Genomic DNA, 20124 nt, shown 5'->3' with positions numbered 1-20124 from the left:
CGACCCTCACCGGGTTCGGCTCGCGGCCCGGGTACGGGCTCGGGCAGGGCTTCCGCTGCACGGGGCCCTGGCGCGGCTTCCCCTTCTCCTTCCGCTTCTGCGGGTGCGGTGCGTGCTCGGCCTTCGGCACCGGTTCCGCGCCCGCGCGGCTCGGACCCCGTTCCTTCGGGTCCGAGCGCGACTTCGCCGGCTCCTGCTGGCCCGGTCTCGACTGTCTCGGTCCCCCTTCCGGTTCCCGCTCGTGCCGCGCCCAGCGCTTCGGCCGGGGCGGGTGGTGCGGAAGGTGGCTCGGTGGGGCGTGGCGGCGGCCTGGGGCGGGCGCGGGCGGCTGTGCTGGAGCGGATGCCCGTCTGGGTGCAGTCGCGGTGCGGGTTCGAACCCCGGACGCTGGCCGCGCTGGCGGTCGTCCTCGTCGTGGCCGCCGCCTTCGCCGTCCAGCATTTCTGGACGGGGCGGCCGCAGCCCGTCCGGCCTCCGCACGTGGTCGGCGAGGGCCGGGCCGCGGCTCGGCCGGAGCCCTCAGCGGGGCCGCCTCCGACAACGGCCGCCGGTGAGCCCGGTCCGGGGCTCGGGGCCGGTCGGGCGCGCATCGTCGTCGACGTCAGCGGCAAGGTACGGCAGCCGGGTGTCCACCGGCTGCCCGCCGGATCGCGGGTCGCCGACGCGCTGCGGGCCGCGGGCGGCGTCGCGGCGGGTGCGGACACCGCCGGGCTCAACCGCGCGCGCCTGCTCATGGACGGCGAGCAGGTGACCGTCGGGGTCCCCGGATCGCCCGGACCGCCCGGGACAGCCGCCCCCGCTGCCAACGGTGGTCCGGCGGCCGCCGGAACGACGGGGCCGATCGGCCTGAACGCCGCCACCGCCGAGCAGTTGGAGACGCTGCCCGGCGTCGGACCCGTACTGGCGCAGCACATCATCGACTACCGGACGGAGCACGGCGGTTTCCGCTCCGTCGAAGAGCTCCGCGAGGTCAAAGGGATCGGCGACCGCCGGTTCGCGGACCTCCAGCCGCTCGTACGGCCATGACGCGCCCGGCCGTTCACGTCGCGTCCGGCAATCGGCTCGGGGCCTCCGACCCCTGGCAGGAGGGGCCCGCCGACCTGCGCCTGGTGCCGCCCGCGCTGGCAGCCTGGGCAGCGGCTGCCCTCGCGGTGGGGGCGACCGGTCGGTGGGCTGCGGGGTTCGCGGTGGTGTGCGTGGGGATGGCCGCCGGGCTGCTGGCGATGCGGGCGTCGCGTCGCGGGGGCCGGGCGACCGCTGCCGCGCGCGGGCCGGGCGTCACGGCTGTCGCCGCCGGCCTGCTGTGCGCGGCGGCGGGGGCCACCTCGGCCGGGCTGCACGCGGCCGACCTTCACCGGGGCCCCGTCCCCGGGCTGGCGCACGAGTACGCGCACGTCACGACCGAGCTCACCGTGACCTCCGACGCCCGCGCGACCCGGCCCCGGGTGCGCGGCGACCACACCCTGCCGAGGTCGCTGGTGCTCAACGCCGAGATCACCCGCGTCACCCGGGGCGCCGGACCCGGCCGGGCCTCGACCGACGTACGCACGCCGGTCCTGGTGGTCGTCCGGGGCCGCGGGCCGGCGGCGGGCGCGTGGCAGCGGTTGCTGCCCTCCACCGGGCTGCGGCTGGCGGCGCCACTCGCACCGCCGATGGAAGGCGGCGGCGGTGACCGGATCGCCGCCGTGCTGCGCGTACCGGACGGCGAGCGCCCGGAGGTCGTACGCCCGCCGACCGCCGTGCAGCGCACGGCCGGTGAGCTCCGGGCCGGGCTGCGCGAGGCGACCGACGGACTCGCTCCGGACGCACGAGCGCTGTTGCCCGGGCTGGTCGTCGGCGACACCTCACGCGTACCGCCCGAGTTGCAGGAGGCCTTCGAGGCGACCGACCTCACCCACCTCCTCGCCGTATCGGGAAGCAACCTCACGATCATCCTGGTCCTGCTGATCGGCCCGCCCGGCACCGCCCTGCGGGCCGAACGCGGCGGACTCGCCCCGCGCCTGGGGATCCCGCTGCGGGCGACGGCCCTGCTCGGCGGGGTGCTCACGCTCGCGTTCGTCGTCGTGTGCAGGCCGGAGCCGAGCGTGCTGCGGGCAGCGGCCTGCGGGCTCATCACGCTGCTCGCCATCGGCACCGGACGCCGCAGGCAGCTGATCCCCGCCCTCGCGGCCGCCGTCCTGCTGCTCGTCCTGTACGACCCCTGGCTGGCCCGGAGTTACGGCTTCGTGCTGTCCGTACTGGCCACGGGCGCCCTCCTCACGATCGGCCCGCGCTGGAGCGCCGCGCTGCGACGGCGCGGAGTTCCGCCGAGGCTCGCGGAGGTGCTGGCCGCGGCGGCCGCCGCCCAGGCGGTGTGCGCGCCCGTTGTCGCGATGATGGCGGCCAGGGTGAGCCTGGTGGCGATCCCGTGCAATCTGCTCGCCGAGTTCGCGGTCGCCCCCGCGACGGTGCTCGGGTTCGCGGCCCTGGCCGCGGCCCCGATGGCGATGCCCATCGCCGAGCTGCTGGCCCGGTGCGCCGGCTGGCCGGTCGGGTGGATCGCCTCAATCGCCCGCAGCGGGGCCGCGCTTCCCGGGGCGGAGATCGACTGGCCGGGCGGCTGGCGCGGCGGGCTGCTGCTGGCAGCGCTGACGGTCGTCGCCGTGGCGGTGGCCCGCCGGATCCCGCACCGCCCGTGGCTGAGCGCGGCCTGCGCGCTCCTCCTGGTGCTCGCCGTCCTGCGGCCGGCGCCGCTCACCCGGATCGTCACCGGCTGGCCGCCGCCCGGCTGGAGGTTCGCCATGTGCGACATCGGCCAGGGGGACGCCGCCGTCCTGGCGGCCGGTGAAGGAACGGGCGTCGTCGTGGACGCGGGCCCGGACCCGCGGCGCGTCGACCGCTGTCTGCGCGCGCTCGGCGTCACCCGGGTCCCGCTCGTCCTGCTCACGCACTTCCACGCGGACCACGTGGCGGGGCTGCCGGGCGTACTGCGCGGCAGGTCGGTGGGAGAGATCCGTACGACGACCCTTCAGGTGCCCGCGGAGCAGAGCGCGTTCGTCCGCAGGACGGCGGCCACCGCAGGGGTGCCGCTGCTGGAGACAGCGCCCGGCGAGCGGCGCCGGATCGGGCCGCTGTCCTGGCGGGCCCTGTGGCCGCCGCCCTTCCCCGCCCCCGACCCCGAGGAACCCAACGACGCCAGCGTCACGCTCCTCGTCCGCTCCGGCGCCCTCAGCCTGCTGCTCCTGGGAGACCTCGAACCCCCCGCGCAGCAAGCCCTGCTGAGGGCGCACCCGATACTCCCGTCCGTGGACGTACTCAAGGTCGCCCACCACGGATCGGCGTATCAGGACCCCGCCCTGCTCGCCCGCGCCCGGCCACGGCTCGCGCTGGTCTCCTGCGGCCGGGACAACCCGTACGGCCATCCCTCACCCCGTACGCTCACCGCACTGCGCACGGGCGGGGCAACGGTGCTGCGCACGGATACGGACGGGGCGATCGCCGTGACGGGGGCGGGGCCGGGTCTGCGGGCGGTACCCGCGGGGAGGGATGCCCTGTAGCCGAGGAAGCCGAGGAAGCCGTGGAAGCCGTGAAACCGCAGCCTGCGGCCGTACCGGACGCAGCCCCGAAGCCCGGGGGAGAGCCGTGCCGCGAGGCCGCCGCTCGGAAAGGGGGCCCTAGGCCAGCCAGGCGCCGTCCCGCATCAGTTCGCGCTCCGGCAGCTCGTTCTCCTCGCGCCACGCCTTCACGGTGCGCGGCGTGAGGCGGAGGTACACCCAGGACGTGCGGTCGCGCGGGTCCCAGCCGCCCAGCTTCGCCGCGAAGGCGTCGGCGGACTCCGTCGCCAGGGCCGAGCCCTCCACCGGCTCTGCGGTGCCCTCGATCAGCACCACGTCCCTGGTGTGGCCGAGGGACACCCGTGCCTCCCCGGCCGGGGTCAGGTTCCGGGCCGTCGGGTTCGTCCGCCGGGTGCACATCAGGATCGTCTCGCGGTCCCATACGAACGAGAGCGGCACCAGGCACGGTTCACCGCCCGGCGAGGCCGTGGCGACCCAGAGGTCGTCGTCCTTCGCCAGGCGGTCGAGTACGTCCTGCTTGCGCTGCTTACGGTGGCGAGCCGGTTCCGTGATCGTCATGCCCGCACGCTATCGACGGCCCGCCCTCGCGCGCCTCGGCCGAACGCCCTAGGTCCGCAGGTCAGGGCCGTTCGAGCCAGCCCTCGTACTCGCCCGCGAGCGCGTGCAGCGCCCCGTCGTCGAGCCGCCCGCCCGGGTCCTCGACCACGACCAGCCACTGCGCGTCCTCGGCGTCGTCCTCACCGGCCAGCGAGTCCCGTACGAGCTGCGGCTCCTCGACGGCTCCGAAACGCTCGCAGACCGCCACGGCCACCTCCTCGGCGGCTTCCCGGTCGGGCAGGACGAGTACGTGTCTCACATCGCTCACCTGCCCATTCTCCAACACGAAGGCTCCCCGGCACGGAAGGGACCGGCAGCCGGCACGGATGGACCGTCGGCCGGCATGGAAGGGGACCGGCAGCCGACACGGAAGGGAGGACTGTCAGTGCGCCATGGGATGCTGGACCACGATGGCCACCAGGAAGAATTCGACCGACGACCCGCTCGCCCCCCTCACCCTCGCCGTGGGGCAGGAGGACCTGCTGCTCGACCGCGCCGTGCAGCAGGTGGTGGCGGCCGCCCGCGCCGCCGACGCCGACACCGACGTCCGCGACCTCACGCCCGACCAGCTCCAGCCCGGGACCCTCGCCGAGCTGACGAGCCCTTCGCTCTTCGCCGAGCGCAAGGTCGTCGTCGTGCGCAACGCGCAGGACCTCTCCGCCGACACGATCAAGGACGTGAAGGCGTACCTCGACGCTCCCGCCGAGGAGATCACGCTCGTACTCCTCCATGCGGGCGGCGCCAAGGGCAAGGGTCTGCTCGACGCGGCCCGCAAGGCCGGGGCCCGCGAGGTGGCCTGCCCCAAGACGACCAAGCCCGCCGAGCGCCTGTCGTTCGTACGGTCGGAGTTCCGCGCGCTGGGCCGCTCCGCCACCGCCGAGGCGTGCCAGGCCCTCGTCGACTCCATCGGCAGCGACCTGCGCGAGCTGGCCAGCGCCGTGGCGCAGCTCGCCGCCGACGTCGAGGGGACCATCGACGAGGCCGTCGTCGGGCGGTACTACACGGGTCGCGCCGAAGCCTCCAGCTTCACGGTCGCCGACCGCGCCGTGGAGGGCCGGGCGGCCGAGGCCCTGGAAGCTCTGCGCTGGTCGCTGTCCACCGGCGTGGCGCCCGTGCTGATCACCAGCGCGCTGGCGCAGGGGGTCCGTGCCATCGGCAAGCTGTCGTCCGCGCGCGGCGGGCGCCCCGCCGACCTCGCCCGCGAGCTGGGCATGCCGCCGTGGAAGATCGACCGCGTACGGCAGCAGATGCGCGGCTGGACACCGGACGGCGTGGCGCTCGCGCTGCGGGCCGTCGCCGAGGCCGACGCCGGCGTCAAGGGCGGCGGCGACGACCCGGAGTACGCGCTGGAGAAGGCGGTCGTCACCGTCGCCCGCGCCGCCCGCCACCGTTAGGGCGAGCAAGGGCCCGCCACCCGTAGGGGCCCAGTCCCAGGATTCGGGCCGCACGGCATCGCCGCCCCCGCCCCGGGCGCCACGAAGCGCAACCCCGGAAGCGAGCAGCACGAAGGCCCCGGTCGACCGTCCTGGGGAGGACGGTCGACCGGGGCCTTCGTATGAAGCCCTGAAGCCTGTCAAAGCTTTGATGCGCCGCACCCGCGTGGCGAACGCAGGCCGCGTGCGGCGCGAGGTGCCGGGTCAGGAGCGGAAGAGAGGGCCCGCTGAGTCCCTACCGGCGATCGTGCGGGTCGTACAAGCGAATGCTCAGCCCTGGAGGGAGGCAACCTTGTGCGCCAGCGCCGACTTCTTGTTGGCGGCGGCGTTCTTGTGGATGACTCCCTTGGAGACTGCCTTGTCGAGCTTGCGGGAGGCCTCGCGGACGGCCACGGTGGCCTTCTCGAGGTCACCAGCGGTGACAGCCTCACGGGCCTTGCGGATCGACGTCTTGAGCGAGGACTTGACGGCCTTGTTGCGCAGGCGCGCCTTCTCGTTCGTCTTGTTCCGCTTGATCTGGGACTTGATGTTCGCCACGAAAGAGCCTCTACAGGTTCGTTGGATCTTCGATGAGTGCCCCGCCGGCCGGAGAGCTACTCCGAGGGTTGTGCGACACAGCTGCTCAGCGTACCAGCGGCCCGCCGGGCGGCCCAAACCGAGGCCCGGGCGCCGTCCGTGGGACCATGGAAGCTACGTATCGATCCAACATCGCCCCGAGACGAGACCCTGCGTGCCCGCGACTCCTCCCCACGTGCCCGAGCCGAGCCGTACCGACCCGGCGCTGATCCGCAACTTCTGCATCATCGCGCACATCGACCACGGCAAGTCCACGCTCGCCGACCGGATGCTCCAGCTGACCGGTGTGGTCGACCAGCGGCAGATGCGTGCTCAGTATCTCGACCGGATGGACATCGAGCGCGAGCGCGGCATCACGATCAAGTCCCAGGCGGTACGACTGCCCTGGGCGCCCAACGAGGGCCCGGACGTGGGCAACACCCACATCCTGAACATGATCGACACGCCTGGCCACGTCGACTTCACGTACGAGGTCTCCCGGTCGCTCGCCGCGTGCGAGGGCACGGTGCTCCTCGTGGACGCCGCCCAGGGCATCGAGGCGCAGACCCTCGCCAACCTCTACCTGGCGATGGAGAACAACCTCACGATCGTTCCGGTCCTCAACAAGATCGACCTGCCGGCCGCCCAGCCGGAGAAGTTCTCCGAGGAGCTGGCCAACCTCATCGGCTGCCAGCCCGAGGACGTGCTCAAGGTGTCGGCGAAGACCGGTCTCGGCGTGGACGCGCTCCTGGACCGGGTCGTGCGCGACGTGCCCGCCCCGGTCGGCGTGGCCGACGCGCCCGCCCGTGCGATGATCTTCGACTCGGTGTACGACTCCTACCGGGGCGTCGTCACGTACGTACGTGTGGTCGACGGCCAGCTCAACAAGCGCGAGCGCATCCGGATGATGTCGACGAACGCCACCCACGAGCTCCTGGAGATCGGCGTCTCCTCCCCGGAGATGACGCCGTCCGACGGCATCGGCGTCGGCGAGGTCGGCTACATCATCACCGGGGTGAAGGACGTCCGTCAGTCCAAGGTCGGTGACACGATCACCTCGATGACCAAGGGCGCCACCAAGGCCCTCGGCGGCTACAAGGACCCGAAGCCGATGGTCTTCTCGGGTCTGTACCCGCTGGACGGCTCGGAGTACCCCGACCTGCGCGAGGCCCTCGACAAGCTCCAGCTCAACGACGCCGCGCTGGTGTACGAGCCGGAGACCTCGGCGGCGCTCGGCTTCGGCTTCCGCGTCGGCTTCCTCGGCCTCCTGCACCTCGACGTGATCCGCGAGCGCCTGGAGCGCGAGTTCGGGCTCGACCTGATCGCCACCGCCCCCAACGTGGTCTACCGCGTCGTGATGGAGGACGGGAAGGAGCACACGGTCACCAACCCGAGCGAGTTCCCCGAGGGCAAGATCTCGGACGTGTACGAGCCGGTCGTGCGGGCCACGATCCTCGCCCCCAGCGAGTTCATCGGCGCGATCATGGAGCTGTGCCAGACCCGCCGCGGCACGCTGCTCGGCATGGACTACCTCTCCGAGGACCGCGTCGAGATCCGCTACACCCTGCCGCTCGCGGAGATCGTCTTCGACTTCTTCGACCAGCTGAAGTCCAAGACGCGCGGTTACGCCTCCCTCGACTACGAGCCCACCGGCGAGCAGTCCGCCTCCCTCGTCAAGGTCGACATCCTGCTGCACGGCGACCGGGTCGACGCCTTCTCCGCCGTCACCCACAAGGATGCGGCGTACGCGTACGGCGTACGGCTCGTCGCCAAGCTGCGCGAGCTCATCCCGCGCCAGGCCTTCGAGATCCCGATCCAGGCGGCCATCGGCTCGCGCGTCATCGCGCGCGAGACCATCCGCGCCATCCGCAAGGACGTCCTCGCCAAGTGCTACGGCGGTGACATCTCCCGTAAGCGGAAGCTGCTGGAGAAGCAGAAGGAAGGCAAGAAGCGGATGAAGATGGTCGGCAGCGTGGAGGTCCCGCAGGAGGCCTTCATCGCGGTGCTGTCCAGTGACGACTCCGGAGCCAAGAAGAAGTAGCCGCACCCCGGCCGTCCGGCAGCCGTCCCGCACCCGCAACCGTGCGACCGCACGCGAGAGCGCCCTCCGTACTCACGGACGGGCGCTTTCGTGTGTGAGGGAACGGTGGTGGCGAGCGGGTCCGTTCCGTTATGAAGCCGCGCGCCGCAGCCCCTTACGCCCCGGGCCCTCGCGCTTTACTCTGATCACCACTCGAAGGTTACTCGCCAGTTAAATACCAGCCAGTCGTGCAGCATGCCGCAGGCCCGGAGGACGTCGTGAGCGACACACAGACCTTGATCGAGAACCGGCCGCCGTCGGTGGCGACCCTCTTCATTGAGCGCGTGGCTGCCACGCCCGATGCAGAGGCCTACCGGTACCCCGTGCCGGCCGCCGCCGGGCAGGGAGCGGACGCCTGGAAGTCGTTGAGCTGGGGGCAGGCCGCCGAGCGCGTGTTCGCCATCGCCGCCGGCCTGGTCGACCTGGGCGTACAGCCCGAGGAACGGGTGGCGCTCGCCTCCAACACCCGGGTCGAGTGGATCCTCGCGGACCTCGGGGTGATGTGCGCCGGCGCCGCCACGACGACGGTCTACCCCTCGACCAACGCCGAGGAGTCCGCGTACATCCTGGCCGACTCCGAGAGCCGGGTGCTGATCGCCGAGGACGCCTCGCAGCTCGCCAAGGCGCGCGAGCGCCGGGCGGACCTGCCCAACCTGGCCCATGTCGTCGTCATCGACGCCACCGGCGTCGAGCCGGCCGAGGACGACCCCGAGGGCTGGGTGCTCACGCTCGCGGAGCTCGAGGCGCGCGGGGCGGCGTACCTGGAGAAGCACCCGCAGGCCGTCGCCGAGCGGGTCGAGGCCATCACCGCCGAACAGCTCGCGACGCTCATCTACACCTCGGGCACCACGGGCCGTCCCAAGGGGGTACGGCTGCCGCACGACTGCTGGGCGTACATGGCGAAGGCGACCGTGGCGACCGGGCTGATCAGCGCGACGGACGTCCAGTACCTGTGGCTGCCCCTCGCGCATGTCTTCGGCAAGGTGCTGACCTCCGGGCAGATCGAGGCAGGGCACGTCACCGCAGTGGACGGCCGGGTCGACAAGATCATCGAGAACCTGCCGGTGGTCCAGCCGACGTACATGGCCGCCGTGCCCCGCATCTTCGAGAAGGTCTACAACGGCGTCGCGGCCAAGGCGCGAGCCAGCGGCGGCGCGAAGTACAAGATCTTCCAGTGGGCGGCCGAGGTCGCCCGCGAGTACGCCAAGGTCACCCAGGACAACTTCCGCCGCACGGGCACCGCCTCCGCGCCCTTCGGACTGACCGCGAAGCACAAGGTCGCCGACAAGCTCGTGTACGCCAAGATCCGCGAGGCGTTCGGCGGCCGGCTGCGCGCCTGCGTCTCCGGCTCGGCGGCGCTCGCGCCCGACATCGGCTTCTTCTTCTCCGGCGCCGGCATCCACATCCTGGAGGGGTACGGGCTGACCGAGTCCAGCGCCGCCTCCTTCGTGAACCCCGGCGAGGCGTACCGCACCGGCACCGTCGGCAAGCCGCTCCCCGGCACCGAGGTGCGCATCGCGGACGACGGCGAGATCCTGCTGCGCGGCCCCGGCATCATGCAGGGCTACCACCAGCTGCCGGAGAAGACCGCCGAAGTGCTGGAGCCGGACGGCTGGTTCCACACCGGGGACATCGGCGAGCTGTCCGTCGACGGCTACCTGCGCATCACCGACCGCAAGAAGGACCTGATCAAGACCTCGGGCGGCAAGTACATCGCGCCCGCCGAGGTCGAGGGCCAGTTCAAGGCGGTGTGCCCGTTCGTCTCGAACATCCTGGTGCACGGCGCGGACCGCAACTTCTGTACGGCGCTGATCGCGCTCGACGAGCCGACCATCCTCGGCTGGGCCAAGGACAACGGCCTGGAGGGCAAGTCGTACGCCGAGGTCGTCGCGTCGAAGAAGACCGAGGAACTCATCGAGGGCTACGTGAAGCGGCTCAACGAGGGGCTCCAGCGCTGGCAGACGGTCAAGAAGTTCCGGCTGCTGCCGCGCGACCTGGACATCGAGCACGGTGAGCTGACGCCGAGCCTCAAGCTCAAGCGCCCGGTCGTCGAGCGCGAGTACAAGAACCTCATCGAGGAGATGTACGCCGGATCGCGCGAGGCGTAGCGGCGAGCGACGCGGGCGGGGCCGGGCAACGGCTCCGCCCGCACCGCCCCACGGGCCCGGACTCGATACGGCCACTTCGGTGACTCGGCGCTTATGAGCGGCGTCCGTCTGTCACTCTGTTCCATGTCGCCAGCGGCGTGAGCAGAGAACCGACGGGGAGCCGCACAGTGGGGTCCATTCCGAGGCAGCGGAAGACTACGTACCGTCCATCGCACCTGCCGGCCGGACTGCCCGATCCGCAGTCGGCCGCCTGGACCAGCCTGCCCGGGAACCCCCTCGCGCCGGCCGCCGCGCGGCGCTTCGTGCGGGCCGCGCTCGCCGAGTGGACGGGGCTCGGGCTGCCGGCCGCCGAGGGTTTCACCGACCGGGTCGCGGACGACGCGGTGATCCTCGTCAACGAGCTGGTGACCAACGCCGTAGTCCACGCGGGCACCAACGTCGAGCTGGTGTGCCACCTGGAGGAGGCGACGGAGTCCGACCCGGCCGCCCTGGTCGTCGAGGTCTCCGACCACCACCCCGCCCGCGTCGTACGCAACGAGCCCGGCGGCTCGCCCGCGACCGGCGGCCAGGAGTTCGGGCGCGGCCTGCACCTCGTCGCCGGGCTCTCCGCGTGCTGGGGCGTCACCTACCGCACCGGCCTCAAGACCGTCTGGGCCCGGATCGCCATCGAGGGCGCCCTGCCGGCCGTCGCGCCGCCCGACAGCGCCGAGCAGGCGCTGCAGCGCGGGCTGCGCGCCGCCGAGATCCTCGCGCCCGTACCGCGGCGGACCGCGCGGGAGTACGACAGCGACTGGATCAACCGGGGTGCGCTGTCCTTCCTCGCGGAGGCGTCCGACCTCCTGACCGGGCAGTTCGACGAGGAGATGATCGCGGCCCTGGCCGCGCAGCTCCTCGTGCCGCGCCTCGCTGACTGGTGCGCGGTGTGGCTGGAGGAGGAGGGCGCGGCGCCGCGGCTGTCCCGCGTCTGGCACCAGCGCGAGTCCAGCATCGAAGAACTGCGCAGGCACGTCGAGAAGGAGCCGCCGCCCGCGCTGCCACAGTCCGCGCGCGGCGGGCCGGTGCCCGTGCCGTGGCCGGGCGCGCCCGGTCCGCAGGGCGCCGACGGCCCGGACCGCGCCGACGACGCCGACGCCGACGCCTGCGAAGGCGGTCCCGGCGACGGAGCCGCCGTCGCGTACCGGCTGATCGCGGGCGGGCGCGGCCTCGGGACGCTGATGCTGGGGCGGGCGGCGCTGGAGCGGATGCCCGACGAGGTGACCGGCCTGATCGAGGACTTCGTACGCCGGGTGGCGCTGGCGATCGCCGCCGCGCGCCAGTACACCCGGCAGGCCACCATCAGCAACGTCCTGCAGCGGGCGCTGCTGCCGGGCCAGATGGCCGACATCCCGGGCGTCGAAAAGGCTCTCGTGTACGAGCCGCGCGGCCAGGGCGTGGCGGGCGGCGACTTCTACGACGTCTTCCCCGGCGCCAAGGGCAGCTGGTCGTTCTCGCTCGGCGACGTCCAGGGCAACGGCCCCGAGGCAGCCGTCGTCACCGGCCTCGTCCGTCCCTGGCTGCGGCTGCTCGCGCGCGAGGGGAGGGCGGTCGGCGAGGTGCTGGGCCGCCTCAACGGGCTGCTGCTCGACGACGCGGTGGAGGCGGCGGAGGCGACGGCGCGGATGGCGGTGGCCTCGGCGGGCGCTCCCGGCGGGCCGCCGGCCGGTCCCCTCGCCCTGCGCGACGCAGCGCCGCAGCCCCGCTTCCTCTCCCTGCTGTACGGCGAACTGGTGCCGCTCGCGCCCGAGGACGGCGGCGGGGTGCGCTGCACCCTCGCCTGCGCCGGGCACCCCCTGCCGCTGGTGCTGCGGCCCGACGGGAGCGTGCGGCCGGCGGCGGCCTCACAGGTGCTGCTCGGCGTCGTCGACGACGTGACGTACGAGAGCGAGACCTTCGTGCTCCAGGCCGGCGACACCCTGCTGTGCGTCACGGACGGGGTGACCGAGCGGCGCTCCGGGCGGCGCATGTTCGACGACGCGGACGGGCTGGCGGCGGCGCTCGGGCGGTGCGTGGGGCTGACCGCGCAGGGCGTCGCCGAGCGGATCATGAGCGAGGTGCACGCCTTCTCGCCGACGCCGCCCGACGACGACGTGGCGCTGCTCGTCCTCCAGGCCATCTGAGCGGAGCTGTGACAATGGGGGCATGCCTTCAGTCCTGCCCGACGGTGAGCCCATGCCCCACGACGGGGCGCTGCCCGCGCACGCCCTGGCCGGCGCGGCGGAGCGGCCGCTCGGCTTCTACCTGCACGTCCCGTACTGCGCGACCCGCTGCGGCTACTGCGACTTCAACACCTACACGGCGACCGAGCTGCGCGGCTCGGGCGGTGCGCTGGCCTCGCGTGACAACTACGCGGACACGCTGGTGGAGGAGGTCCGCCTGGCCCGCAAGGTCCTCGGCGACGACCCGCGCCCGGTACGGACGGTATTCGTGGGCGGCGGTACGCCGACGCTGCTGGCGGCGGGTGACCTCGTACGGATGCTGGGGGTGATCCGGGACGAGTTCGGGCTCGCGGACGACGCGGAGATCACCACGGAGGCCAATCCGGAGTCGGTCAATCCGCAGTACCTGGCGGAGCTGCGGGCCGGCGGTTTCAACCGGATCTCCTTCGGCATGCAGAGCGCGAAGCAGCACGTACTGAAGATCCTGGACCGCACGCACACGCCCGGGCGGCCGGAGGCGTGCGTCGCGGAGGCGCGGGCCGCGGGCTTCGAGCACGTCAACCTCGACCTGATCTACGGCACGCCCGGCGAGTCCGACGCGGACTGGCAGGCGTCACTGGACGCGGCGATCGGCGCGGGCCCCGACCACGTGAGCGCGTACGCGCTGATCGTGGAGGAGGGGACGCAGCTGGCGCGACGGATCCGGCGCGGCGAGGTGCCGATGACCGACGACGACGTGCACGCCGACCGGTACCTGATGACGGAGTCCGCGCTGTCCGCCGCCGGGTTCGAGTGGTACGAGGTGTCGAACTGGGCCACGTCCGACGCGGCGCGGTGCCTGCACAACGAGCTGTACTGGCGCGGGGCGGACTGGTGGGGCGCGGGGCCGGGGGCGCACAGCCACGTGGGCGGGGTGCGCTGGTGGAACGTCAAGCACCCGGGCGCCTACGCCCAGGCCCTGGGGGACGGGCGTTCCCCGGGGGCCGGGCGTGAGGTGCTTCCGGCGGAGGACCGGCGCGTGGAGCGCATCCTGCTGGAGCTCCGGCTCGCGGACGGCTGCCCGCTGTCCCTGCTGGCCCCCGCGGGCCTCGCGGCGGCGGAGCGGGCGCTGGCCGACGGCCTGCTGGCCCCGGAGCCGTTCGCGGCGGGGCGGGCGGTGCTGACGCTGCGCGGGCGGCTGCTGGCGGACGCGGTGGTCCGGGACCTGGTGGACTGATCCCGCAGGAGGGCGGGTGGGCGGTGCGGCGCGGGCGACCGCTGCGCGGGGCTTTCCCCGCCCCTTCCCGAATCGGGGCGCTGCTCCAGCCCCCGGTCCGCACCCGCTCAGTGATCCGGCGCCGCCGTGACGAAGTCGATCAGCTCCTCCACCCGCCCCAGCAGCGCCGGCTCCAGGTCCCGGTACGAGCGGACCGAGCCCAGGATCCGCTGCCACGCCGCCCCCGTGTTCTCCGGCCAGCCCAGCCCCCGGCACACGCCGGTCTTCCAGTCCTGCCCCCGCGGCACCTTCGGCCACGCGGCGATGCCCACCGCCGACGGCTTCACCGCCTCCCACACGTCGATGTACGGGTGCCCGACGACCAGCACGCTCGCGTCCGTGACCTGCGCGGCGATCCGGGACTCCTTGGAGCCCGGGACCAGATGGTCGACCAGTACGCCCAGGCGCGCGTCCGGGGCGGGGCCGAACTCCGCGACGATCGCGGGAAGGTCGTCGATGCCCTCCAGGTACTCCACGACCACGCCCTCGACGCGCAGGTCGTCGCCCCACACCCGCTCGACCAGCTCCGCGTCGTGACGTCCCTCCACGTAGATCCGCCCGGCCCGCGCCACCCGCGCCCGCGCCCCGGGCACCGCCACCGACCCCGACGCCGTACGCGCCGGGCCCCGCGCGGCGGCGGCGGACGGGCGGACCAGCGTGACGACACGGCCCTCCAGCAGGAAGCCGCGCGGTTCCATCGGGAACACCCGGTGCTTCCCGAAGCGGTCCTCCAGGGTCACGACCGGCCCCTGCGCCGTCTTCTCGCACCGGATCACCGCACCGCAGAAACCGGTGCCGACCTCCTCCACGACCAGATCGGCCTCGGCCGGAACCTCGGGAACGGGAGCGGTCTTCTTCCAGGGCGGGGTGAGATCCGGCCCGTACTGTCGGCTGCGCATTGGGCCGACGATAGTCCCGCCCCCTGGTCAGGACACGTCGAATCGCGCCGCCAGCGCGTCCCGCTGCGTCCGTACGTACGCAGCGTCCACCACCGCCCCGTGCCCCGGCACGTACGCCGCGTTCTCGCCGCCCAGCGCCAGCAGCCGGTCCAGGGCCGCCGGCCAGCGGGCCGGGTGGGCGTCGGAGCCGGCCTGCGGGGTGCCCGACTCCTCCACCAGGTCGCCGCAGAAGACCACCTCCGGGCTGCCCGGCACCAGTACCGCCAGGTCGTGACCGCTGTGCCCGGGGCCGACGTTCGCGAGCAGCACCTGGCGGCCGCCGCCCAGGTCCAGCGTCCACTCGCCGCACACCAGGTGGTGCGGGGCGACCAGCACGTCCGTCGCCTCCGCCGCCTCGCCCCGCTCGACCCCGTGCCGCACCGCGTCGTCCCGCAGCGCGTCCCGGTCGCGCCGCATCAGCTCGTCGATGCCCACGGCCCCGTAGACCTGGGTGCCCGCGAACGCCGCCGTGCCCAGCACATGGTCGAAATGCGGGTGGGTGAGCGCGATATGCGTCACTCTTCGCCCGGGGCCGAGCAGCCGCTGCGCCTGCCTCCGCAGCTCCACGCCCTCGCGCAGGGTCGCCCCCGTGTCGATCAGCAGCGCCCCGCCGTCGTTCCCGGCCACCAGGCCCACCGTCGCGTCCCAGACGGGCATGCGCCGCCGGCCGACCCCCTGTGCGAGCCGCTCCCAGCCTGCCTCTTCCCAACTGACGTCCATACCGCGACGCTAGTCCCATCACAAGGGACCTCGCCCGCTGAACAGGGCCGTCGCGCGGTAACGTGACCGGCCGCCCTTGCCCGGGGCGTACCCGCCCGCCGTACACTGGGCCGGGGACTGCTGGCACTCGCCCGCAGCGAGTGCCAGGCAGACGCCGAACGACCGACCAGCTGGAGGTGGTGCGAGATGCTCAGCGAACGCAGACTTGAGGTGTTGCGCGCCATCGTTCAGGACTATGTGGGCACCGAGGAGCCCGTCGGCTCGAAGGCGCTCACCGAGCGGCACAAGCTCGGCGTCTCCCCGGCCACGGTCCGCAACGACATGGCCGTCCTGGAGGAAGAGGGCTTCATCGCCCAGCCCCACACGAGCGCCGGGCGCATTCCGACGGACAAGGGCTACCGGCTGTTCGTCGACAAGCTCGCGGGGGTCAAGCCCCTGTCGTCGCCCGAGCGCCGTGCCATCCAGAACTTCATGGACGGGGCGGTCGACCTCGACGACGTAGTGGCCCGTACGGTGCGGCTGCTCGCGCAGCTGACCCGGCAGGTCGCCGTCGTGCAGTACCCGTCGCTGACCCGGTCGACGGTGCGGCACGTGGAACTCCTCTCGCTGGCTCCCGCCCGCCTGATGCTCGTGCTCATCACGGACACCGGCCGGGTCGAGCAGCGCATGATCGACTGCCCCGCGCCGTTCGGCGAGACGTCCCTCGCGGACCTGCGCGCCCGGCTCAACAGCCGGGTCGTCGGGCGCCGCTTCGCGGACGTGCCGCAGCTGGTGCAGGACCTTCCCGAATCCTTCGAGTCGGAGGACAGGGGTACCGTTTCCACGGTCCTCTCCTCCCTCCTGGAGACCCTGGTCGAAGAGACCGAGGAGCGGCTGATGATCGGCGGCACCGCCAATCTCACCCGCTTCGGACACGATTTCCCCCTCACCATCCGGCCGGTGCTGGAGGCGCTGGAGGAGCAGGTCGTGCTCCTCAAGCTGCTGGGTGAGGCCACGGACTCGGGCATGACCGTACGAATCGGGCACGAGAACGCCCACGAGGGGCTCAGCTCCACGTCCGTCGTCGCGGTCGGCTACGGTTCGGGCGACGAAGCAGTCGCCAAACTCGGCGTGGTCGGACCGACCCGCATGGACTACCCCGGAACGATGGGAGCGGTACGCGCAGTGGCACGTTACGTCGGACAGATCCTGGCGGAGTCGTAAGTGGCCACCGACTACTACGCCGTACTCGGCGTACGCCGCGACGCTTCCCAGGATGAGATCAAGAAGGCATTCCGGCGGCTGGCGCGCGAGCTCCACCCGGACGTGAATCCCGATCCCAAGACGCAGGAGCGTTTCAAGGAGATCAACGCCGCCTACGAGGTGTTGTCGGACCCGCAGAAGAAGCAGGTCTACGACCTCGGCGGCGACCCGCTCTCGCAGGCGGGCGGCGGAGCCGGCGGCTTCGGCCAGGGCGGCTTCGGGAACTTCTCGGACATCATGGACGCGTTCTTCGGTACGGCGTCGCAGCGCGGCCCGAGGTCGCGCACGCGGCGCGGCCAGGACGCGATGATCCGGCTGGAGATCGACCTCAACGAGGCGGCCTTCGGCACGACCAAGGACATCCAGGTCGACACGGCCGTCGTGTGCACGACGTGTTCCGGCGAGGGCGCCGCACCCGGCACCTCCGCCCAGACCTGCGACATGTGCCGCGGCCGTGGTGAGGTCTCGCAGGTCACCCGGTCCTTCCTGGGCCAGGTCATGACCTCGCGTCCCTGCCCGCAGTGCCAGGGCTTCGGCACGGTCGTACCGACCCCGTGCCCCGAGTGCGCCGGCGACGGACGCGTGCGCTCGCGCCGGACGCTGACGGTCAAGATCCCGGCCGGTGTCGACAACGGCACGCGGATCCAGCTCGCGGGCGAGGGCGAGGTCGGCCCCGGCGGCGGTCCCGCCGGCGACCTGTACGTCGAGATCCACGAGCTGCCGCACGCGGTGTTCCAGCGGCGCGGCGACGACCTGCACTGCACGGTCACGATCCCGATGACGGCGGCCGCGCTGGGCACGAAGTGTCCGCTGGAGACGCTCGACGGGGTGGAGGAGATCGACGTACGCCCGGGCACGCAGTCCGGTCAGTCGATCCCGCTGCACGGACGCGGCGTCACGCACCTGCGCGGCGGCGGTCGCGGCGACCTCATCGTGCACGTCGAGGTACTGACCCCGTCCAAGATGGACCCGCAGCAGGAGGACCTGCTGCGCCAGCTCGCGAAGCTGCGCGGCGAGGAGCGCCCCACGGGCCAGTTCCAGCCGGGGCAGCAGGGTCTGTTCTCGCGCCTGAAGGACGCCTTCAACGGGCGGTAGGCGCTCGCCTCCCCAGAGGCGGAAGCCTCGATTCGGCGCAGTGCGGAGGGCATGAAACTATGCGTTCATGTCCTCCGCACTGACCGATCTCTGCCGTTATCCGATCGTGCAGGCCCCCATGGCGGGCGGCGCTTCCAGTCCTCAGCTCGTCGCCGCCGTCTGTGAGGCCGGCGGCCTCGGGTTCCTTGCCGCCGGTTACAAGACCGCGGACGGCATGTACGAGGAGATCAAGCAGCTGCGGGGCCTGACGAGCCGGCCGTTCGGCGTCAATCTCTTCATGCCGCAGCCGAGTCACGTCGACCCCGCCGCCGTCGACGTCTACCGCCATCAGCTCGCCGGCGAGGCCGACTGGTACGACACCCCCCTCGGCGAGTCCGACAACTGCGCCGACGACGGCTACGAGGCCAAGCTGGCGATCCTCATCGACGACCCGGTCCCGGTCGTCTCCTTCACCTTCGGCTGCCCCACCCGGTCCGTGCTCGACGCCTTCGCGAAGGCCGGCACCCTCACCGTCGTGACCGTCACCACGCCCGAAGAGGCGCAGGCGGCGCAGTGGGCCGGGGCCGACGCCGTGTGCGTCCAGGGCATCGAGGCCGGCGGCCACCAGGGAACGCACCGCGACGATCCGAAGAACGACGGCAGTGGCATCGGTCTGCTGTCCCTCGTCGCGCAGGTGCGCGAGACCGTGCCGCTGCCGATCGTCGCGGCCGGCGGCCTCATGCGCGGCGCGCAGATCGCGGCGGTCCTCGCGCTGGGCGCGGACGCGGCGCAGCTCGGCACCGCGTTCCTGGTGTGCCCGGAGTCCGGCGCCAACGTCCTGCACAAGCAGGCCATGACCAATCCGCTGTTCGTACGCACGGAACTCACGCGGGCGTTCTCGGGACGCCCCGCACGCGGCCTCGTCAACCGCTTCATGCGCGAGCACGGCCCGTACGCCCCGGCCGCCTACCCCCAGGTCCACCACATCACCTCCGGCCTGCGCAAGGCCGCCGCCAAGGCGGGCGACGCGCAGGGCATGGCGCTGTGGGCCGGCCAGGGGCACCGGATGGCGCGGGAGATGCCGGCCGGGCAGCTGGTCGAGGTCCTGGCGGCCGAGACCGACGCGGCGCGCGCGGCGCTGGACCTGCGAAGCGCGGGCGGTGCGGTGTGACGGCGCCGGTGTTCGTCGTCGACACCGTACCGGCGAAGGGCCGGTTCGTGCTCGAAGGGCCCGAGGGGCGGCACGCCGTCTCGGTGCGCCGGCTGCACGCGGGGGAGCACGTCGTACTGACCGACGGGCGCGGCGCCGGCGCGGCGGCCGTGGTGCTGGCGGCCGAGGGCAAGGACCGGCTCGTCGTCGACGTGACGGACGTGACCGTGGAGCCGCGGCCGGAGCCGCGTATCACCGTCGTACAGGCGCTTCCCAAGGGCGACCGGGGCGAGGTGGCCGTGGAGACGATGACGGAGACCGGCGTCGACGCGATCGTGCCGTGGCAGGCGTCCCGCTGCATCACGCAGTGGCGCGGTGACCGGGGCGCGAAGTCCCTCGCCAAGTGGCGGGCGACGGCGCGGGAGGCCGGCAAGCAGTCGCGCAGGCTGCGCTTCCCCGAGGTCGCCGAGGCGCTGACGACCAAGCAGGTGGGCGCGCTCCTTGCCGCGGCGGACTTCGCGGCCGTACTGCACGAGGACGCGTCGGTGGGCAGCGGGGCGCTCGCCACGGCGGGGCTGCCGGACGCGGGCTCCCTCGTGCTCGTGGTCGGGCCGGAAGGGGGCGTCTCCCCCGAGGAGTTGGCCCTGTTCGCGGAGGCGGGCGCGAAGCCGTACCGGCTGGGAAGCAGCGTGCTGCGTACGTCGACCGCCGGGACGGCGGCGGCGGCGCTGCTGCTGGGGCGCACGGGCCGCTGGTCCTGAAGCGGCTCGGCGGGCGCGGGGCCCGGCACGGATAGCATGCGGCCATACTTGATCAGTACATCCTGATCAGCCGGAACCGAGGAGGCCAGGACCATGGCGGGTGAACCCCAGGCAGACTGCCTGTTCTGCAAGATCGTGGCGGGGGAGGTGCCGGCGACGATCGTCCGTGAGACGGAGACGACCGTGGCGTTCCGCGACATCAACCCCCAGGCGCCGACGCACGTCCTGGTCATCCCCAAGGCGCACCACCGGGACGCCGCCGCGCTGGCCCTCGCCGAGCCGCAGGTCCTCGCCGACGTGCTCGCCGAGACGGGCCGGGTCGCCGCCGGGGAGAAGGTCGACGGCACCGGATACCGCGTCGTCTTCAACACCGGTTCGGGCGCGGGCCAGACCGTCTTCCACGCGCACGCGCACGTCCTCGGCGGACGTGGCCTCAACTGGCCGCCCGGATAGGGCTGCTGC

General features: G+C 73.0%; 17 protein-coding genes. 12 read left to right on the top strand and 5 right to left on the bottom strand.

The genetic code is table 11. The features are described 5' to 3' along the window. The first annotated feature begins 291 nt into the window (after positions 1-291). On the top strand, positions 292-1026 hold the full coding sequence (locus tag IE185_RS03955) for a ComEA family DNA-binding protein (protein ID WP_308432715.1): 735 nt from the start codon (positions 292-294) through the stop codon (positions 1024-1026). Further along, complete coding sequence (locus IE185_RS03950) at positions 1023-3536, top strand: ComEC/Rec2 family competence protein (protein ID WP_189714596.1); 2514 nt, start codon at positions 1023-1025, stop codon at positions 3534-3536. The genes IE185_RS03955 and IE185_RS03950 overlap by 4 nt, the downstream gene beginning before the upstream one ends. 117 nt (positions 3537-3653) lie before the next feature. Here the strand turns inward: IE185_RS03950 and IE185_RS03945 are convergent, their stop codons facing one another. Both IE185_RS03945 and IE185_RS03940 read right to left on the bottom strand, forming a co-directional pair. After that, positions 3654-4112 carry a pyridoxamine 5'-phosphate oxidase family protein gene (locus IE185_RS03945; RefSeq protein WP_138896651.1) on the bottom strand — a complete coding sequence of 153 codons (459 nt, stop codon included), beginning with the start codon at positions 4110-4112 and terminating at the stop codon, positions 3654-3656. Between the two features lie 61 nt (positions 4113-4173). Then, on the bottom strand, positions 4174-4419 hold the full coding sequence (locus tag IE185_RS03940) for a hypothetical protein (RefSeq protein WP_138896652.1): 246 nt from the start codon (positions 4417-4419) through the stop codon (positions 4174-4176). A gap of 142 nt (positions 4420-4561) precedes the next feature. Between IE185_RS03940 and holA the strand changes: the two genes are divergently transcribed. After that, positions 4562-5545: a DNA polymerase III subunit delta gene (holA, locus tag IE185_RS03935; protein ID WP_138896653.1), complete on the top strand. Its 984-nt coding sequence runs from the start codon at positions 4562-4564 to the stop codon at positions 5543-5545. Between the two features lie 309 nt (positions 5546-5854). Here the strand turns inward: holA and rpsT are convergent, their stop codons facing one another. Next, complete coding sequence (gene rpsT, locus IE185_RS03930; protein WP_028813489.1) at positions 5855-6121, bottom strand: 30S ribosomal protein S20; 267 nt, start codon at positions 6119-6121, stop codon at positions 5855-5857. Positions 6122-6314: 193 nt separating this feature from the next. On the opposite strand from rpsT, the gene lepA reads away from it, so the two are divergent. The 4 genes from lepA (at position 6315) to hemW (ending at position 13738) form a co-directional block, all read left to right on the top strand. Beyond that, entirely contained in the window at positions 6315-8180 is a 1866-nt protein-coding gene (gene lepA / locus IE185_RS03925) for a translation elongation factor 4 (RefSeq protein ID WP_138896654.1), read from the top strand. 257 nt (positions 8181-8437) lie between these two features. Continuing rightward, positions 8438-10327 (top strand): AMP-dependent synthetase/ligase, encoded by a 1890-nt coding sequence (locus IE185_RS03920; RefSeq protein ID WP_138896655.1) that lies wholly within the window; start codon positions 8438-8440, stop codon positions 10325-10327. A gap of 167 nt (positions 10328-10494) precedes the next feature. Then, positions 10495-12483: an ATP-binding SpoIIE family protein phosphatase gene (locus tag IE185_RS03915; protein ID WP_138896656.1), complete on the top strand. Its 1989-nt coding sequence runs from the start codon at positions 10495-10497 to the stop codon at positions 12481-12483. 22 nt (positions 12484-12505) lie between these two features. Continuing rightward, positions 12506-13738 (top strand): radical SAM family heme chaperone HemW, encoded by a 1233-nt coding sequence (gene hemW, locus IE185_RS03910; RefSeq protein WP_189714594.1) that lies wholly within the window; start codon positions 12506-12508, stop codon positions 13736-13738. Between the two features lie 107 nt (positions 13739-13845). Here the strand turns inward: hemW and IE185_RS03905 are convergent, their stop codons facing one another. Then, positions 13846-14676 (bottom strand): DUF3097 domain-containing protein, encoded by an 831-nt coding sequence (locus tag IE185_RS03905; protein WP_138906355.1) that lies wholly within the window; start codon positions 14674-14676, stop codon positions 13846-13848. 27 nt (positions 14677-14703) lie between these two features. Then, positions 14704-15435 (bottom strand): MBL fold metallo-hydrolase, encoded by a 732-nt coding sequence (locus IE185_RS03900; RefSeq protein ID WP_138897584.1) that lies wholly within the window; start codon positions 15433-15435, stop codon positions 14704-14706. Between the two features lie 186 nt (positions 15436-15621). Here IE185_RS03900 and hrcA point away from each other — a divergent pair, with 186 nt between their 5' ends. The 5 genes from hrcA (at position 15622) to IE185_RS03875 (ending at position 20115) form a co-directional block, all read left to right on the top strand. Then, on the top strand, positions 15622-16638 hold the full coding sequence (hrcA, locus tag IE185_RS03895) for a heat-inducible transcriptional repressor HrcA (RefSeq protein WP_138897583.1): 1017 nt from the start codon (positions 15622-15624) through the stop codon (positions 16636-16638). Continuing rightward, positions 16639-17772, top strand: coding sequence for a molecular chaperone DnaJ (gene dnaJ, locus IE185_RS03890; RefSeq protein WP_028813498.1), 1134 nt, complete (start codon positions 16639-16641; stop codon positions 17770-17772). It abuts the gene before it with no gap. Positions 17773-17839: 67 nt separating this feature from the next. Further along, positions 17840-18922: a nitronate monooxygenase gene (locus IE185_RS03885; protein WP_138897582.1), complete on the top strand. Its 1083-nt coding sequence runs from the start codon at positions 17840-17842 to the stop codon at positions 18920-18922. Further along, positions 18919-19662 (top strand): 16S rRNA (uracil(1498)-N(3))-methyltransferase, encoded by a 744-nt coding sequence (locus IE185_RS03880; RefSeq protein ID WP_138897581.1) that lies wholly within the window; start codon positions 18919-18921, stop codon positions 19660-19662. The genes IE185_RS03885 and IE185_RS03880 overlap by 4 nt, the downstream gene beginning before the upstream one ends. 93 nt (positions 19663-19755) lie before the next feature. Then, the gene (locus IE185_RS03875; RefSeq protein WP_138897580.1) at positions 19756-20115 is read left to right on the top strand and encodes a histidine triad nucleotide-binding protein; all 360 of its coding nucleotides are present in this window, start codon (positions 19756-19758) and stop codon (positions 20113-20115) included. Positions 20116-20124 lie beyond the last annotated feature (9 nt).

This window comes from Streptomyces chryseus (assembly GCF_014650755.1).
Taxonomy (GTDB): domain Bacteria; phylum Actinomycetota; class Actinomycetes; order Streptomycetales; family Streptomycetaceae; genus Streptomyces; species Streptomyces chryseus.
This window is presented reverse-complemented; position numbering and strand designations above follow the sequence as displayed.

Excerpts from the sequence above, each read along its gene's own strand:
- hrcA (WP_138897583.1), top strand. The coding sequence starts at position 15,622 with ATGCTCAGCGAACGCAGACTTGAGGTGTTGCGCGCCATCGTTCAGGAC.
- IE185_RS03885 (WP_138897582.1), top strand. The coding sequence starts at position 17,840 with ATGTCCTCCGCACTGACCGATCTCTGCCGTTATCCGATCGTGCAGGCC.
- IE185_RS03945 (WP_138896651.1), bottom strand. The coding sequence starts at position 4,112 with ATGACGATCACGGAACCGGCTCGCCACCGTAAGCAGCGCAAGCAGGAC.
- hemW (WP_189714594.1), top strand. The coding sequence starts at position 12,506 with ATGCCTTCAGTCCTGCCCGACGGTGAGCCCATGCCCCACGACGGGGCG.
- IE185_RS03900 (WP_138897584.1), bottom strand. The coding sequence starts at position 15,435 with ATGGACGTCAGTTGGGAAGAGGCAGGCTGGGAGCGGCTCGCACAGGGG.
- IE185_RS03875 (WP_138897580.1), top strand. The coding sequence starts at position 19,756 with ATGGCGGGTGAACCCCAGGCAGACTGCCTGTTCTGCAAGATCGTGGCG.
- holA (WP_138896653.1), top strand. The coding sequence starts at position 4,562 with ATGGCCACCAGGAAGAATTCGACCGACGACCCGCTCGCCCCCCTCACC.
- IE185_RS03950 (WP_189714596.1), top strand. The coding sequence starts at position 1,023 with ATGACGCGCCCGGCCGTTCACGTCGCGTCCGGCAATCGGCTCGGGGCC.
- IE185_RS03905 (WP_138906355.1), bottom strand. The coding sequence starts at position 14,676 with ATGCGCAGCCGACAGTACGGGCCGGATCTCACCCCGCCCTGGAAGAAG.